Source organism: Pseudoxanthomonas sp. X-1, from assembly GCF_020042665.1.
GTDB lineage: Bacteria > Pseudomonadota > Gammaproteobacteria > Xanthomonadales > Xanthomonadaceae > Pseudoxanthomonas_A > Pseudoxanthomonas_A spadix_A.
Genome location: NZ_CP083376.1, coordinates 3938599 through 3953047 on the forward strand (window position 1 = coordinate 3938599; position 14449 = coordinate 3953047).

General features: G+C 70.8%; 11 protein-coding genes. 4 read left to right on the top strand and 7 right to left on the bottom strand.

What is annotated here, in order from left to right; all coding sequences use genetic code 11:
• Positions 1–2: 2 nt before the first annotated feature.
• Both LAJ50_RS17760 and LAJ50_RS17765 read right to left on the bottom strand, forming a co-directional pair.
• The gene (locus LAJ50_RS17760; protein WP_130552263.1) at positions 3–296 is read right to left on the bottom strand and encodes a hypothetical protein; all 294 of its coding nucleotides are present in this window, start codon (positions 294–296) and stop codon (positions 3–5) included.
• A gap of 201 nt (positions 297–497) precedes the next feature.
• Positions 498–836 (bottom strand): hypothetical protein, encoded by a 339-nt coding sequence (locus LAJ50_RS17765; RefSeq protein ID WP_130552264.1) that lies wholly within the window; start codon positions 834–836, stop codon positions 498–500.
• Positions 837–1044: 208 nt separating this feature from the next.
• On the opposite strand from LAJ50_RS17765, the gene LAJ50_RS17770 reads away from it, so the two are divergent.
• The 3 genes from LAJ50_RS17770 (at position 1045) to LAJ50_RS17780 (ending at position 4221) form a co-directional block, all read left to right on the top strand.
• Positions 1045–1623, top strand: coding sequence for a hypothetical protein (locus LAJ50_RS17770; RefSeq protein WP_130552265.1), 579 nt, complete (start codon positions 1045–1047; stop codon positions 1621–1623).
• 172 nt (positions 1624–1795) lie between these two features.
• Positions 1796–2497 carry a glycosyltransferase gene (locus tag LAJ50_RS17775; protein WP_138655443.1) on the top strand — a complete coding sequence of 234 codons (702 nt, stop codon included), beginning with the start codon at positions 1796–1798 and terminating at the stop codon, positions 2495–2497.
• 146 nt (positions 2498–2643) lie between these two features.
• Positions 2644–4221 carry an EAL domain-containing protein gene (locus LAJ50_RS17780; protein ID WP_205961567.1) on the top strand — a complete coding sequence of 526 codons (1578 nt, stop codon included), beginning with the start codon at positions 2644–2646 and terminating at the stop codon, positions 4219–4221.
• Positions 4222–4806: 585 nt separating this feature from the next.
• Here the strand turns inward: LAJ50_RS17780 and LAJ50_RS17790 are convergent.
• Positions 4807–5808 carry a hypothetical protein gene (locus LAJ50_RS17790; protein WP_224096366.1) on the bottom strand — a complete coding sequence of 334 codons (1002 nt, stop codon included), beginning with the start codon at positions 5806–5808 and terminating at the stop codon, positions 4807–4809.
• 260 nt (positions 5809–6068) lie between these two features.
• Here LAJ50_RS17790 and LAJ50_RS17795 point away from each other — a divergent pair, with 260 nt between their 5' ends.
• On the top strand, positions 6069–9161 hold the full coding sequence (locus LAJ50_RS17795) for a discoidin domain-containing protein (RefSeq protein ID WP_224096614.1): 3093 nt from the start codon (positions 6069–6071) through the stop codon (positions 9159–9161).
• A 16-nt stretch (positions 9162–9177) separates the two neighbouring features.
• Here the strand turns inward: LAJ50_RS17795 and glpK are convergent, their stop codons facing one another.
• From glpK to LAJ50_RS17815, 4 genes are all read right to left on the bottom strand, one after another.
• Positions 9178–10677: a glycerol kinase GlpK gene (glpK, locus tag LAJ50_RS17800; RefSeq protein WP_138655008.1), complete on the bottom strand. Its 1500-nt coding sequence runs from the start codon at positions 10675–10677 to the stop codon at positions 9178–9180.
• Positions 10678–10749: 72 nt separating this feature from the next.
• Complete coding sequence (locus LAJ50_RS17805; RefSeq protein WP_138655010.1) at positions 10750–11556, bottom strand: MIP/aquaporin family protein; 807 nt, start codon at positions 11554–11556, stop codon at positions 10750–10752.
• Positions 11557–11667: 111 nt separating this feature from the next.
• A complete protein-coding gene (gene glpD, locus LAJ50_RS17810) occupies positions 11668–13173 on the bottom strand; it encodes a glycerol-3-phosphate dehydrogenase (protein WP_138655012.1) in 1506 nt (501 codons plus the stop codon).
• 331 nt (positions 13174–13504) lie between these two features.
• Positions 13505–14278, bottom strand: a complete 774-nt coding sequence (locus tag LAJ50_RS17815) for a DeoR family transcriptional regulator (protein ID WP_138655014.1) — start codon at positions 14276–14278, stop codon at positions 13505–13507.
• Positions 14279–14449: the final 171 nt, after the last annotated feature.

The window sequence follows — 14449 nt, forward strand, 5'->3', positions numbered from 1 at the left end:
GATCAGCCGGTGATGCGCTGCCAGACCTCGGCGTAGATCGCCCGCGCCTCCTCCAGGCTCAGACCGCGCGAGCGCACCGCCTGGGAATTGGCGTACAGCGCCGAGCCGGTGTCCTGGTCGGTGTGGGGATGGTTGAGGTAGACGTCGTAGGCGCTGGACAGCGCCGGCCAGTACAGCTCGAAGGACCGATGCTGCGACGCGCGTGGCATGTTGACGTAGTGCTGGCGCCAGTAGTCCCGTTCCCGGTCGATGTCGATCAGGATGGCGCGTTCGTGTTCGGCGTGCTGAGAGGGCATGCGGCTGTCCTGGCCCGGGGGATGGTTGGCCTCGAACCACAGGGTTGCAGCCGGCTTGTAAGTGTTAGGTCTAAGTGACGATGAAATTCATGTTAAACGCCCGAGTGAGCATTGCAGGCGTCACAGTTCAGAGTTGATTGGAAGCGCGAAAGGCGACCCTTTGCGGGCGGAGCGTAATCACCGTTCCTCGGAGGACAGGTGTCAGGCGTGGGTCGGCACCGCGTACTGCAAACGGGTGGTGGCCCGCTGGATGCGGTCCATGACCCGACCGAAGATGCGCCCGGCCAGGCCGGGCTCCAGCCCGTTGGCGATCGCCTCGGGCGAATTGGCGAACAGCACCGCGCCCACTTCGCGTCCTGCGTGCGGGTGGTGCAGATAGACGTGGTACGCCCGGATCAGCAGCGGCCAGCACGCCTCAAAGCCCAGTCCGGCCTGCCGGCACGGCAATTCACCGTAGTGGTGCTTCCAGAAATCCCGCTCTCGGTCGATGTTGACGATGATGCACGCCGCATCGTCGCGGCGGTCCGGTTCGCTGGCCATGGGGAGCATCCGTGGGGGTGGAGGCGATTCGACTTTCGGATGGGCCTGCTTAGGCAGGCGTGAAGGATGCCGCAACGCAACATTCACGGCGCTGGACGCCCGTTCATCTTCTACCTTCGTCTCACGGGAACTTCGCAGCCGGACGGCCTATGCTGCGCCCAAGGGTGGCGGCGCCGGGCCGGCCCCCTGTTCAAGGCGAGGAATCAACATGAGCCAACTCTTCAAGGGCCTGAACCTGCTGCTGGCGGACAACGAGCTGCACCGCAAGCCGCTGGACGAGCAGGCCGCCCACTGGCTGAGCAAGACCGACCGCGGCATCGAACACGAGATCCATCTGCTGGACATCGCCAAGGGCCAGTGGCTGGCCGGCTCGGTGATCGTGTGGCTGGGCGCGTCGCTGACCGCGCTGGCGATCATCGCCGACAACCTGTGGGAACACAGCTACAACCCCAGCTTCCCCAAGATCATCCTGGTGCTGCTGATCTGGGTGGCGATGCTGTTCGTGCTGTGGCTGATCGCACAGGTCTTCGATCAGAAGGCCGGCCTCTCGCGCTGGGTCAGCGCCTTCTCCAGCCGCGAGCCGGTGAGCAACGAGAGCGATTCGGTCGAGCAGGTGCAGGAAGCGCTGGAACTGGCGCGCACCTATCCTGAGGTGCTGGCCTACAAGCAGCGCGTGATCGCGCGCCGGCCGCTGCGCCACGAGGACATCCGCATCATGCGCGAGATGGGCCGCCAGCACCGCCACGCGGACCTGGCGCGCGAGCTGATCGCGCTCGGCAACGACTGAAGCACTTCGCGCGTGCCCGGCCCTGCGCCGGGCACGCGCTCGATGCAAGATCTTTGCGCACTGCGCCGTCGCCGGCGCGCATCGCCGGCGACGACGCACTGGCGAAGCCGGACACCGCTCCGGCCTCTGACGAAGTCACCTCCCACGACGGCCGCCCGTGCCAGCATGCGCCATGCTGTCGTGCATTCTCCCTGCCCATGACGAAGCCGCGCTGCTGCCGGGCACCCTGGCCTGCCTGCAGCGCGCGATCGCCGCGTGCGGCGTGACGGCGGAAATCCTGGTGGTCGACGATGGCTCCACCGACGCGACGGCCGCGCTGGCCCGGGCGGCCGGGGCGCGCGTGCTGTCGATCCAGGCGCGCCACATCGCCGCGGCGCGCAACGCCGGCGCGGCGGCGGCCCGGGGCGAGCGCCTGTGCTTCATCGATGCCGATACCCAGGTCGATGCGCAGGCGTTGGGCGCGGCGCTGGCCGCGCTCGATCGCGGTGCCATCGGCGGCGGGGCGCGCGTGCGGCTGCAGCGGCCGGTGGCCTGGCATGCGCGCGTGGGCGAAGCCGTGTTCGGCACCCTGCTGCGCTGGGCGCGGATCGCGCCGGGCTGCTTCCTGTTCTGCACGCGCCAGGCGTTCGAGGCCAGCGGCGGCTTCGATACGCGCCTGTTCGCCGGCGAGGACGTGGCCATGAGCCGCACGCTGGCCCGGCAGGGACGCTTCGTGCTGCTGCGCCAGTCGGTGTGGACCTCGCCGCGCAAGCTGCAGACCTTCAGCGCCTGGGAGCACCTGCGGCTGGCGCTGGCCCTGGCGCGTCATGGCCGCGGCCTGCTGCGCAGTCGCGAGCGGCTGGCGTTCTGGTACGGACCGCGACGGCGCGGATAGCGCACCGGCGAGTCCCCTGCGGATCGCGTGGCCGCTGCTCGGAAGCGTGCGCGGGGTCCGGTGCGGGGCGGGACCGAGCGGTTAGAGTGCCGTCCGGGGAATGGACTCGAAAAGACGGGGCGCACGAGGCGATGGGGCGGGCGAGGATGATCGTCGCGGCGACAGGACTGGCGCTGCTGGGCGTTGCCGTGCCGGTCATCGCCACGCTGGCCATGTCCTGGCATCTGGCCGTGCGCAACGAGCAGCAGCGGCTGGACCGGGTGGCGACGCTGGCGCTGGAACGCGCGCAGGCCACGATGGACGAGGCGACCGGGGTGCTGCACGCGATGCAGCGCAGCCGGCTCGCGCCCTGCTCGCCCGCGCACATCGCGCGCATGCGGCGGGCGGCGATGGACTCGGCCGTGGTCAAGGAGGTGGGCTTCTTCCAGGGCGGCCTGCTGCGCTGCACGTCGTGGGGACCGACCGAGGTGCACGTGCCCGACGACCTGCCTCCCGATGCGGTCGGCCCGGACGACCTGCGCCTGTTCGCGCACGTGGTGCCGCAGATCAGCGGCGGGCGGCAGATGCTGGCGCTGCACCAGCATGACTACAACGTGCTGATCGACCCGGCGCGTTTCTCCGATCTGGTGGTGGGCCCGGAGGTCGGCCTGCTGGTGCGCAACGCCCAGGGCGTGGTGCTGAGCGAGCGCAGCCTCAGCGACGAGGCGCTGGCCGGCCGCATGCGCCAGCGCCAGGCCAGCGGACGGGATGCGACGCACCTGTTCTCGGTGGTGCGGCGCGATGGTTGGGTCGTGGTGGCCGGCGAACCGGTGGCGCGCGCCGCCAGCGGCCTGCCGCGCCAGCAGGGCATGCTGCTGCCGGTCGGCCTGCTGATCGGGGCGGTGGCGGTGGCGATGGTGATCCTGGCCTTCCGGCGCAGGCTCTCGCCCACCGGCGAGCTGACCCGCGCGGTGCAGCGGCGCGAGTTCGTCGTGCATTACCAGCCGATCGTCCGGCTGGCGGACGCGGCCATCGTCGGCGCCGAGGCGCTGGCGCGCTGGCGGCGGCCGGACGGTACGCTGGTGCGGCCGGACCAGTTCATCCCGCTGGCGGAGCAGAGCGGCCTGATCGATGCGATCACCGACCAGGTCCTGGATGCGATCGTGCGCGACCTGGGGCCGCTGCTGGCCGCCCATCCGTGCCTGTACGTGAGCCTCAACCTCAGCACCGCCGACCTGCGCAGCGGCCGCCTGCTGGCCGTGCTCGCACGCGCGCTGGAAGGCAGCGGCATCGCGCCCAGGCAGCTGTGGCTGGAAGCCACCGAGCGCGGCTTCGTGGACCTCGCCGCGGCCCGCCGCACCATCGAGCAGGCGCGCCAGGCGGGCCATCGCGTGGCGCTCGACGACTTCGGCACCGGCTACTCCAGCCTGCAGTACCTGCAGGGCCTGCCGCTGGATGCGCTGAAGATCGACAAGACCTTCGTCGATGCCATCGGCACCGGCGCGGCCACCGCCGCGGTGACCGGGCACATCATCGACATGGCGCGCGAGCTGGGCCTGCACTGCGTGGCGGAGGGCATCGAGACCACCGCACAGGCCGACTTCCTGCGCGCGCAGGGCGTGGGCTACGGCCAGGGCTGGCTGTTCGGCAAGGCCGCGCCGGCGATGGCCTTCATCGAGCTGTTCCTGGCGCAGCAGGCGTCGCGCGCGGCCGTGCCGGTGCGGGAGGACGACGCGGATCCCTGAGCGGGATCAGGACTCCCCGGCGTTGCCGGGCAGAGAGCGCAACGGGCGCTCGGGGTTCCCTAGGAACGCGCGGGTTACGAGTAATGCTCGGTCTCACGGGAGTTGACGCTGCAAGCCTCGCGGACCGATCTGCAGGTTCTCCCACCCAGCGCGTCGATGTTGCCGGCGACGTTGTAGAAGCTCTCGGCGCGCAGGAAGAAACCGCCCCTGGCTCGCCTGCCGCTGCGCCCCAGGCGCGGAACGTCGTGCGGGGTCGAATGCGAGGCGACCGTGCTGAAGTCGAAATCCTGGTCCCGCCCTCGGCGTTGAAACCCCGCGCCACTACGATCGCCTCCAGCGGCGTGGACTTGCCGCTGCCGTTCTCGCCGACGATGAAGGTCACCGCTTGGTGGAAGACCAGGCGCGCGTCGGCCAGGCCGCGGATACCAGGCAGGCTGAAGAGTACCGGTCCATCGGCGCATCCTTCTCGCGCTTGAGCGCGACATCCAGCAGGGAGTGCGCGGCATCCCAGGAGGGCTTGGGTAGTCCTTCGAGGCGGAGACGCCGCCTGCAAGCCTGACCCGATCGCGCATGCGCGCACCGCGATCAGCCGGCCTTGCCACACCCCGACAGCTGCTTGTCGGCGTACCACAGCGCGCGGCGCGACAGGTCGTAGGCCGCGTCGATGGCCTGCGGCAGCTGGTACTTGGCGCGCGCCGGGTCGGCGCCGTTGGCCAGCGCGTGCTCGCTGCGCTCCAGCGCCTGCAGGTTGCTGCGCACATCGGCCAGCCACTGGTCCTTGCGCGGGTCATGGCACATCAGCGCGCGGCCCTGCAGCGCGTCGAGCTGGGCGCGGATGGCCTTGGTCGCCTCGCCGGTGGGCTGGGGCGCCTTCTCGAAGGCGATCGGCGCGGCCTTGTAGGCATCGCCGGTGGCCTCGCTGCCGAGGTCGCCGCGGTTCTGCGCCAGCGCGGGGTTGAAGCGCGTGTCCGGCGGCGGGCGGGCGGTCGGTGAGCTGCGCCCGCTCTTGAACATGTCGGCGATGGCGCGGTTGACCTTCTGCGTGGCGACATCGCCCAGCGTGCCCTTGGACACCCAGTCCTTCTCGAACCGGGTCTCGTTGTACTGCACCGGGTTGGGGCGCTCCATCAGCGCCTTGGTTTTGGCCGCATCGCGCGCGTTGGCCAGGCCCGGTGGGCTGCCCTGCGGGGCGCCCGGCTCGGCCACGACGCCGGGCGGCAGCTTGGCCCGTCCGTCGCGGTCGTACACCGCGCGGGCGACCTCGCCCGGGTCGGCGGGCGCGGTGGCCTGGGGCGTGGCCAGCGGCGGCGGGATGGTGGCCGGCGGGCGCTGGTGGGCCGCCACGGGCGGCGACGGACGTGAGGGCGCGGCCGTCGCCCTGGCCGCGGCACGCGCAGGCGCGGGCACGTGGGTGGGCGCGTCGGCCTGCGGCCGGGCAACGAATTCCAGCCGCAGGCGTTGCTCCTGGCTGCGCGCGGGGGCCAGCCGCGCCATCGGCGCCTGCAGCAGGACCAGGGCGATCAGGGCCATGATCGCCAGGCTCAGGACCGCTGCGGGGACGCGCAGGCGTGACTCGTCCCATTCCATGTGTGCCGCTGCCGCCAAGTGTCCCCGCCATTGCGCGAATCAAGCGCGGCATTGTGCGCAAGCGCCCGGGCCGAGTTGATGGCATTGCGTTACGCGCCTTCACGGCATGCGACCGCCATTCAGCAAGGACAGGGCGGCGTGATGCTGCGCTGCCGCTCGCCACCGCGGGCGCGCGCTGCCACGATCGCGGCCTGAGAACGTTTACAGCGGGGGCGGTCATGGCGATGCACGGGCGGATGGGCACGGTCCTGGGCCGGGGCATGCTGATGGGGTGGCTGGGACTTTCGCTGCCTGCGATGGCCGCCGACGGATTGCCGCCGCGCGGCCAATGGAAAGCCAGCAGTTCGGCCACCGAGGCGCCGGCGCTGGCCTCGGCGCATGCGTTCGATGGCGACCCGGCCACGCGCTGGGGCGGCCCGTTCTCGCCGGGCCATTGGCTGCAGCTGGACCTGGGCGCGGAGGCCGACATCGGCGGGGTCCGCATCCAGTGGGATGTCAGCCACGCCAACGCCTACCAGCTCCAGGCCTCCGACGACGGCAAGGCCTGGCGCACCATCTACGCCACCACCGACAGTCCGGGCCGCACCGAGTACGTGCTGTTCCCCGCGGTGCGCACGCGCTACCTGCGCCTGGCCGCGCCGGCGCGCACCGCCGACTGGGGGGTGGGCATCTTCGAGTTCCAGCCGCTGACCGCGGCGCAGGCACCGCGCCTGGCAGGCCTGGCCGGCACGGGCGATCCGGCCGCGCTGTGGAGCCGCGGCCCGGCGCGCGCGCTGGGCAGGGTGGGCGGCGGCTACGGCCTGGAAGTGCGCTTTCCGCAGCCGCAGGACGTGGCCGGACTGCAGGTCGACTGGGGCAGGACGCCCGCGAGCGCCGCGCTGGAAGCACGCGACGCGTCGGGTCGATGGACGCCGCTGGCGCAGGCGCCTCAGGCCTTCGGCGCCGCGTCCTATCTCGCCGGCGACGCGCCACGCACGGTGACCGCCCTGCGCCTGCTTGCCCAGGCCGACGCGGCCCCCAGCGTCACCCGCGTGCGCGTGCTGGGGCCCAAGGCGGTGATGACGCCGATGAAGCGCTACCAGCTGGCCGCCACCGGTCCGGATGCGGCGCTGTTCCCGTCCTCGCTGCAGATGAAGCAGGTGTACTGGACGGTGGTCGGCGTGCCGGGCGGGCGGCAGAAGGCGGTGTTCGACGAGTACGGGAATCTGGAGGCGTTCAAGGGCGCGCCGCTGGTGCAGCCGGTCTGGCGCGACGCCGGCGGCAAGGCGGCCGCGGCCACGGTCGACACGCCGATCCGGCATGCCCTGCGCGAGGGCTGGATGCCGATGCCGCAGGTGCAATGGACCGCGCAGCCGGGCCTGGAGCTCAGCAGCCAGGCCATCGCCCTGGAGCACCACGGCGCGCCGGTGGTGCTGGTGCGCCATCGCCTGCGCAACACCGGCGCCACCGCGGTGGATGGCACCCTCTCGCTGCTGACCCGGCCGCTGCAGGTCAGCCCGCCGTGGCAGAACGGCGGCCTGTCGCCGATCCGCGACATCGCCGTCGAGACCGGCCAGGGCGGCGCCGGCATGCGCGTCAATGGACGGCTGCTGTTCCAGAGCGCGAGCGCGCCCGATCTGCAGGGCGTGGCCGCGTTCGGCGCCCATGGCGAAGACGAGATCACCCGCTTCGCCGCCGCCGGCACCGCACCGCAGGCACAGCAGGCCAGCGATCCGCAGGGGCTGGCCGCCGGTCTGCTCGGCTGGCGCGTGCATCTGGCACCGGGGGAGCAGCGCGACATCGTGCTGGCCTTCGCGCTGGGCAACGAGGTGATCGACGCCAAGGCGGTCGAAGCCGCGCAGTGGCCCGCCGCCCCGGCGCTGGACGTGCGGGCGCTGCTGGGCGAAGGCGATGCCGGCGCGCGCTTCGATGCTCTGGCCGACGCGCAGGCCGCGCAGTGGCAGCAGCGCCTGGGCCGGATCGGCCTGTCGCTGCCCGATCCGTCGCTGGTGGACATGCTGCGCGCGCAGGCCGCGTACATGCTGCTCAACCAGAGCGGACCGGCGATGCAGCCGGGCCCGCGCAACTACAACCGCTCCTTCATCCGCGATGGCTCGGCCACCGCCGCGGTGCTGCTGCGCATGGGCATGGCCGACACCGCGCGCGACTACCTGCACTGGTACAGCACCCACGCGGTGCACGACAACGGCCTGGTCTCGCCGATCCTCAACGACGACGGCAGCGTCAACACCGGCTTCGGTTCGGACCTGGAGTACGACGCCCAGGGCCAGTACCTGTGGCTGGTGGCCGAGGTCGCGCGCCTGGATGGCGGCGCGCAGACCGTACGCGCGTACCAGCCGCAGGTGAAGCGCGCGCTGAAGTTCCTGCAGGAACTGCGCGAGCGCACGCTGGTGCCGGGCTATCAGGCCGATCGTCCGGCGCCGGAGCGCTTCGCCGGCATCCTGGCGCCGTCGATCAGCCACGAAGGCTATTCGGTGCCCACGCACAGCTACTGGGACGACTACTGGGCGCTGCGCGGCTGGCACGACGGCGCCTGGCTGGCCGAGCAATGGGGCGACACCGCCACGGCGCAGTGGGCGCGCACGCAGTACACGCTGCTGCGCGATGCGCTGGCCGCCTCGATCCGCGCCACCATGCGCTGGAAGGGCATCGACACGATTCCCGCCGACGCCGACCAGGGCGGTTCGGATCCGACCAGCGTGTCGATCGCGCTCGATCCGACCGGCGCGCAGGACGTGCTGCCCGCCGACGCGCTGGAACGCACTTTCGACGCCTACCTGGCGCAGGTGCGCCAGCGCGACGCCCCCGATGCGCTCTACGCCTACACCCCTTACGAGATGCGCAACGTGCTGACCTTCGTCCACCTGGACCGGCCGGCCGATGCGCAGTTCATGCTCGAGCACGTGGTGCGCGACCGGCGGCCGACGGCGTGGCAGGAGCTGGCCGAGGTCGTGTACTCGGACAAGCGCCATGCCATCTACCTGGGCGACATGCCGCATACCTGGATCGGCGCCGAGTACGCGCGCAGCGTGTTCGGCATGCTGATGTTCGAAGGCGACCGCGCGCTGTCGCTGCTGCCCGGCGCGCCGCCTTCCTGGGTGGCAGGCCCAGGCCTGAAGGTCGACGGCCTGCCCACTGCCTACGGCACGCTGGCCATGCAGGCCAGGCAGGAGGGCCAGCGGCTGACGGTCACCCTGGGCAAGGGGCTCAGGGCCGACAGCGCGCTCAAGGTGTACTGGCCCAACCGCCAGCGCCCGCGCACCGTCACCGTCGACGGCAAGGCCGTGCGCGACTTCGATGCGCAGGGCATCGCGCTGAAGCGCCCGTTCTCCACCCTGGTGGCGCAGTGGTGAGGCCGGCGCCCAAGGCTCAGTCCGGGCGGAAGGCCATCGTCGCCTGCACGGCCTTCTTCCAGCCGCCGTAGCGGCGCTCGCGATCGGCCGCCGGCATGGTCGGCTCGAAGCGCGCATCGACGGCCCACTGGTTGGCGATCTCCTCGCGGCTGGACCAGAAGCCGGTCGCCAGTCCGGCCAGGTAGGCCGCGCCCAGCGCGGTGGTCTCGGACACCTTGGGACGGACCACCGCCGTGTCGAGGATGTCGGCCTGGAACTGGGCCAGGAAGTCGTTGCTGATCGCGCCGCCGTCGGCGCGCAGTTCCTTCAATTCCAGCTTGGCATCGGCCTGCATGGCCTCGAGCACGTCGCGGGTCTGGTAGGCCATCGACTCAAGCGTGGCACGGATGAAGTGCTCCTTGCTGGTGCCGCGGGTCAGGCCGAAGAACGCGCCGCGGACCTCGCTGTCCCAGTAGGGCGCGGCCAGGCCGACGAAGGCCGGCACCATGTAGACGCCGTCGGTGTCCGGCACGCGCTCGGCGTAGGCCTGCGTGTCGCGGGCCTTGCCGAACATGCGCAGGCCGTCGCGCAGCCACTGCACCGCCGAGCCGGCAACGAAGATGCTGCCCTCCAGCGCGTATTCCACCTTGCCGTCGATGCCCCAGGCGATGGTGGTGAGCAGGCCGTTGCTGGACTGGACCGCCTTCTCGCCGGTGTTCATCAGCACGAAGCAACCGGTGCCGTAGGTGTTCTTGGCCATGCCCGGCGTGTAGCAGGCCTGGCCGAACAGCGCCGCCTGCTGGTCGCCGGCGATGCCGGCGATCGGCACCTTGTGCCCGAAGAAATGCCGGCCGGCGGTCTGGGTATAGACCTCGCTGGACGAACACACCCTGGGCAGCATCGCGCGGGGCACGCCGAGGATGTCCAGCAGCTCCTCGTCCCAGCGCAGCGCGTGGATGTCGTACATCAGCGTGCGCCCGGCGTTGGTCTGGTCGGTGACGTGGGCGTGGTCCTCGGAGAGGTTCCAGATCAGCCAGCTGTCGATGGTGCCGAACAGCAGGTCGCCGGCCTGCGCCTTCTCGCGCACGCCCTCGACGTTGTCCAGGATCCACTTGAGTTTGGTGCCGGCGAAGTACGGATCGATCAGCAGGCCGGATCTGGCGCGGAACAGGGCATCGTGGCCCGCCTCGCGCAGCTCCCTGCACACGCTCTGCGACTGGCGCGACTGCCAGACGATGGCGTTGTACACGGCCTGGCCGGTGTGCTTGTCCCACACCACGGTGGTTTCGCGCTGGTTGGTGATGCCGATGGCCGCCACCTGCGATGCGTCGACGTCGGCCTGGGTCAGCACGTCGGTCATCGTGGTCAGCACGGTGGACAGGATCTCGCGCGGGTTGTGCTCGACCCAGCCCGGCTGCGGGAAGATCTGGGTGAACTCACGCTGGGCGATGCCTTTGACCGCGCCACTGCGGTCGAACAGCATGGCGCGCGAACTGGTGGTGCCCTGGTCGATCGCCAGCACGTATTGCTTGTCCATCGGGTGACTCCCTGCGGGTTGGAAGCGCCGGCGCGGTGTGCGCGGCGGAAACGGTGACGCGTGGCTGGTCCTTCAGGCCTTCGGCTTCTGCGCGGCGCGCTGGCGCGCCGGCAGGAACGGATAGATCAGCCACTGATAGGCGGCGGCGCCGACCACGCCGCCGATCAACGGGCCGACGATGGGCACCCACCAGTAGTTGTGCGGCGCGGGGAAGGCCGCGGGCCCCCAGCCGGCGAAGAACGCGAACACGCGCGGGCCGAAATCGCGAGCCGGGTTGATCGCCCAGGCTTCCAGATAGCCCATCGACGCGCCGATGGTCGCCACCAGCAGGCCGATGATCAGCGCGCCGGAGTTGGCGCCCGGCGCCATCTCGTTGTACTGCTCGGTGATGGCGAAGATGCCGAAGATCAGGAACGCGGTGAGGATGGCCTGGTCGGTCAGCGCATGCAGCGGTGTGACCGCGAGCCCCGGCGCGGTGAAGAACACCCCGGCCGCGCCGCCGGCTTCGCGCGTGAGCTGCTTGACCTCGTTGTAGTGATCGATCACCGGCGCATACAGCGCATAGACGATGGCCGCGCCGACCATGCCGCCGATCACCTGCGCGCCCCAGTAAGGCAGCACTTTCTTCCACGAGAACCCGCGGAACAGCGCCAGCGCCAGCGTCACCGCCGGATTGGCGTGGGTGCCCGAAACCGAGCCGGTGGCATAGATGGCGATGGTGACGCCCAGCCCCCAGGCGATGCAGACGCCCCAGTAGCCACCGGCATAGGGATTGGGATCGTAGAGGGTGTACATCGCCGCGACCGAATCGCCGAAGGCGATGATGATCGTCATCGCCACCGCCTCGGAGATCAGCTCGCCCAGAAACTGTCGGCTCATCGCCGGCCTCCCGTCAGGCCAGTGGCGATGGTGCGGGGCTTGGTGGACATGTCAGCAACCTCCCAGTGATGACGTGGTGGCCGCTCGCGCGGCCGGGGATGTCGGATGGAATCAGGCGCGCGTGGCCATCGTCGCGGCAGGAGCGCGCAGCACCTCGGCCAGGCGGCGCTGCTGGGCCGGCGTCAGGCGCAGGCCCAGCTTGCTGCGGCGCCAGAGCAGGTCTTCGGCGTCGACGACCCATTCATGGTGCCGCAGATAGTCGACCTCGGCCTGATAGAGATCGGCGCCGAAGTGCTCGCCCAGGTCGGCCAGCGTCGTCGCCTCGCCCAGGATGTGCCGGGCGCGCGAACCGTAGTTGCGCACCAGCCGCCAGGCCAGTTCCCTGGGCAGCCAGGGCCGCGCCGTGCGCAGCAGCGCCAGGGCCTGATCGAAGGGCAACATGTCCCCGCCCGGCAGCGGCGCCCCGTCCGCGGTCCAGGGCTGCGGCTTGCGGCCCAGCTGCGACTCGAGCCTGTCCACGGCCTGCTCGGCCAGCTTGCGATAGGTGGTGAGCTTGCCGCCGAACACGCTCAGCAGCGGCGGCCCGTTCGCATCGACTTCCAGCCGGTAGTCGCGGGTGACCTCGGAGGCGTTGTCTTCCTCATCCTCCAGCAGCGGGCGCACGCCGCTGTAGGTCCACACCACATCGCCGGGGGCGATGGAGTTGCGGAAGTAGCGGTTGGCCGCCGCGCACAGGTAATCGACCTCGTCCGCGTCGATGCGCGGATGCCCGGGATCGGCCTTGTACTCCATGTCGGTGGTGCCGATCAGGGTGAAGTCGCGCTCGTAGGGAATGGCGAAGACGATACGGCGGTCGGGTTGCTGGAAGATGTAGGCATGGTCATGCGCGAACATGCGCGGCACCACGATGTGGCTGCCCTTGACCAGGCGCAGCGCATAGTCGTGTCGCAGGTGCGCGACCTGGTCCAGGAACTCCACCGCCCAGGGACCGGCGGCGTTGACCAGCGCCCGGGCCTGGACCGTGATGCGCTGGCCCTGCGCTGTCTCCAGTTCGGCCAGCCAATGCGCGCCATCGCGGCGTGCGCTGACGCAGCGGGTGCGGGTGTGGATGGAGGCGCCGCGCTCGGCCGCGTCCATCGCATTGAGCACCACCAGCCTGGCGTCCTGCACCCAGCCATCGGAGTAGGCGAAGCCGGTGGTGAACTCCTCCTTCAGCGGCACGCCCACCGGCGAGCGGCGCAGGTCGACCCGGCGCGAGCCTTCCAGCGTGCGCTTCCCGCCCAGGCGGTCGTAGAGGAACATGCCGACGCGGATCATCCAGGCCGGCCGCAGGTGCGGCTGGTGCGGAAGCAGGAAGCGCAGCGGCCAGGCGATGTGCGGGGCCAGGCGCAGCAGCACCTCGCGCTCGGCCAGCGCCTTGCCGACCAGGCGGAACTCGTACTGCTCCAGATAGCGCAGGCCGCCATGGATCAGCTTGGTGCTGGCGCTGGAGGTATGCGCGGCCAGATCGTCGGCCTCGCACAGGCACACGCTCAGCCCGCGGCCGATCGCGTCGCGGGCGATGCCCACCCCGTTGATCCCGCCGCCCACCACCAGCACATCGACGCGTTCGACCATCTCACCGCTCCTCGACCGGGCCGCCGCCCGCGCGGCGACCGCCTCATGGCGCCGTTCGCGTCTGGACAAAGACGGACAACAACGATCCTAAACGAACATTTACGAACATTTCGTGAGCGCGGCAGGCCCGGTCGGGTTCACGGGTTAAACGATGGTCGAGGGCGCCGCCGCTCTGGGGCGCATTGCGACGTCGCTGAATGCGCGCCCGCAAACCGCCTGTCCGGGGCAGGCCTCCGGTGGCAATGCAGGTCCGGCGCGCCGCCTCCTGCCGGGGATGGCGCCGGCCCGAGTGCGTCCAGTCGGGGCAATCGCCGGACGCCCCAGCACGCCGTCAGTCGCCGACGACGTGGACCCGGGTCTTGCCCGCGGCCAGCACCTCGGCCAGGACGTCCGGCGGGGCGCGGTCGGTGAACCAGTCGTCCACCAGCGCGATCGGCCCCAGCCGGCACAGCGCGTTGCGGCCGATCTTGCTGGCGTCGGCGGCCAGCAGCACCTGACGCGAATGCTCGACGATGGCCTGGGCCACGCGCACCTCCTGGAAGTCGAAGTCCAGCAGCGTGCCGTCCAGCTCGATGCCGGAGATGCCGATGATCCCGAAGTCCACGGTGAACTGGCGCACCAGATCGACGGTCGGCTGGCCGGTCACGCCCTGGTCGCGCGCACGCACCATGCCGCCGGCCACGATCACCTCGAAGCTGGGGTTGGTGCTCATCAGCACCGCCACGTTGAGGTTGTTGGTGATCACCCGCAGCCCCTGCTTGTGCATCAGCGCCGCGGCCACGTCCTCGTTGGTGGTGCCCAGGTTGATGAACAGCGAGGAATGGTCGGGGACATGCGTGGCCACCTCCCTGGCGATGCGACGCTTCTGCTCGGCCTGCAGCGACTTGCGCGTGGCGTAGGCGGTGTTCTCGACGCTGGAAGGCAGGCTCACCCCGCCGTGGTAGCGGCGCAGCAGGCCGGCCTCGCACAGCAGCATCAGGTCGCGGCGGATGGTCTGCTGGGTCACGTCGAACTGCGTGGCCAGCCCGTCCACCTCGGCATAGCCGAGCTGGCGCACCAGCGCCACCAGTTGTTCCTGGCGCCGGTTGAGGACCGGATGTTCCATGCGTACCGCCTGTGCCTGCGAGGTGCCCGCATGATCGTCGATGTTGCGCCCGATGCAACACCGCAGCGCGCAAGACAGGCGCCGCGCAGGTGCCTGCGACGCAGGAACAACACACTGCGTCCGCGCGATCGCGCTGCCCGGCGCGGGCGACTCCACTAGGCTGGCCGCCTG

Bases quoted from the DNA above. Each gene is read 5' to 3' on its own strand.
- LAJ50_RS17795 (WP_224096614.1), top strand. From the start codon at position 6,069: ATGCTGATGGGGTGGCTGGGACTTTCGCTGCCTGCGATGGCCGCCGAC.
- glpK (WP_138655008.1), bottom strand. From the start codon at position 10,677: ATGGACAAGCAATACGTGCTGGCGATCGACCAGGGCACCACCAGTTCG.
- LAJ50_RS17790 (WP_224096366.1), bottom strand. From the start codon at position 5,808: ATGGAATGGGACGAGTCACGCCTGCGCGTCCCCGCAGCGGTCCTGAGC.
- LAJ50_RS17775 (WP_138655443.1), top strand. From the start codon at position 1,796: ATGCTGTCGTGCATTCTCCCTGCCCATGACGAAGCCGCGCTGCTGCCG.
- LAJ50_RS17760 (WP_130552263.1), bottom strand. From the start codon at position 296: ATGCCCTCTCAGCACGCCGAACACGAACGCGCCATCCTGATCGACATC.
- LAJ50_RS17765 (WP_130552264.1), bottom strand. From the start codon at position 836: ATGGCCAGCGAACCGGACCGCCGCGACGATGCGGCGTGCATCATCGTC.
- glpD (WP_138655012.1), bottom strand. From the start codon at position 13,173: ATGGTCGAACGCGTCGATGTGCTGGTGGTGGGCGGCGGGATCAACGGG.
- LAJ50_RS17805 (WP_138655010.1), bottom strand. From the start codon at position 11,556: ATGAGCCGACAGTTTCTGGGCGAGCTGATCTCCGAGGCGGTGGCGATG.
- LAJ50_RS17815 (WP_138655014.1), bottom strand. From the start codon at position 14,278: ATGGAACATCCGGTCCTCAACCGGCGCCAGGAACAACTGGTGGCGCTG.
- LAJ50_RS17770 (WP_130552265.1), top strand. From the start codon at position 1,045: ATGAGCCAACTCTTCAAGGGCCTGAACCTGCTGCTGGCGGACAACGAG.
- LAJ50_RS17780 (WP_205961567.1), top strand. From the start codon at position 2,644: ATGATCGTCGCGGCGACAGGACTGGCGCTGCTGGGCGTTGCCGTGCCG.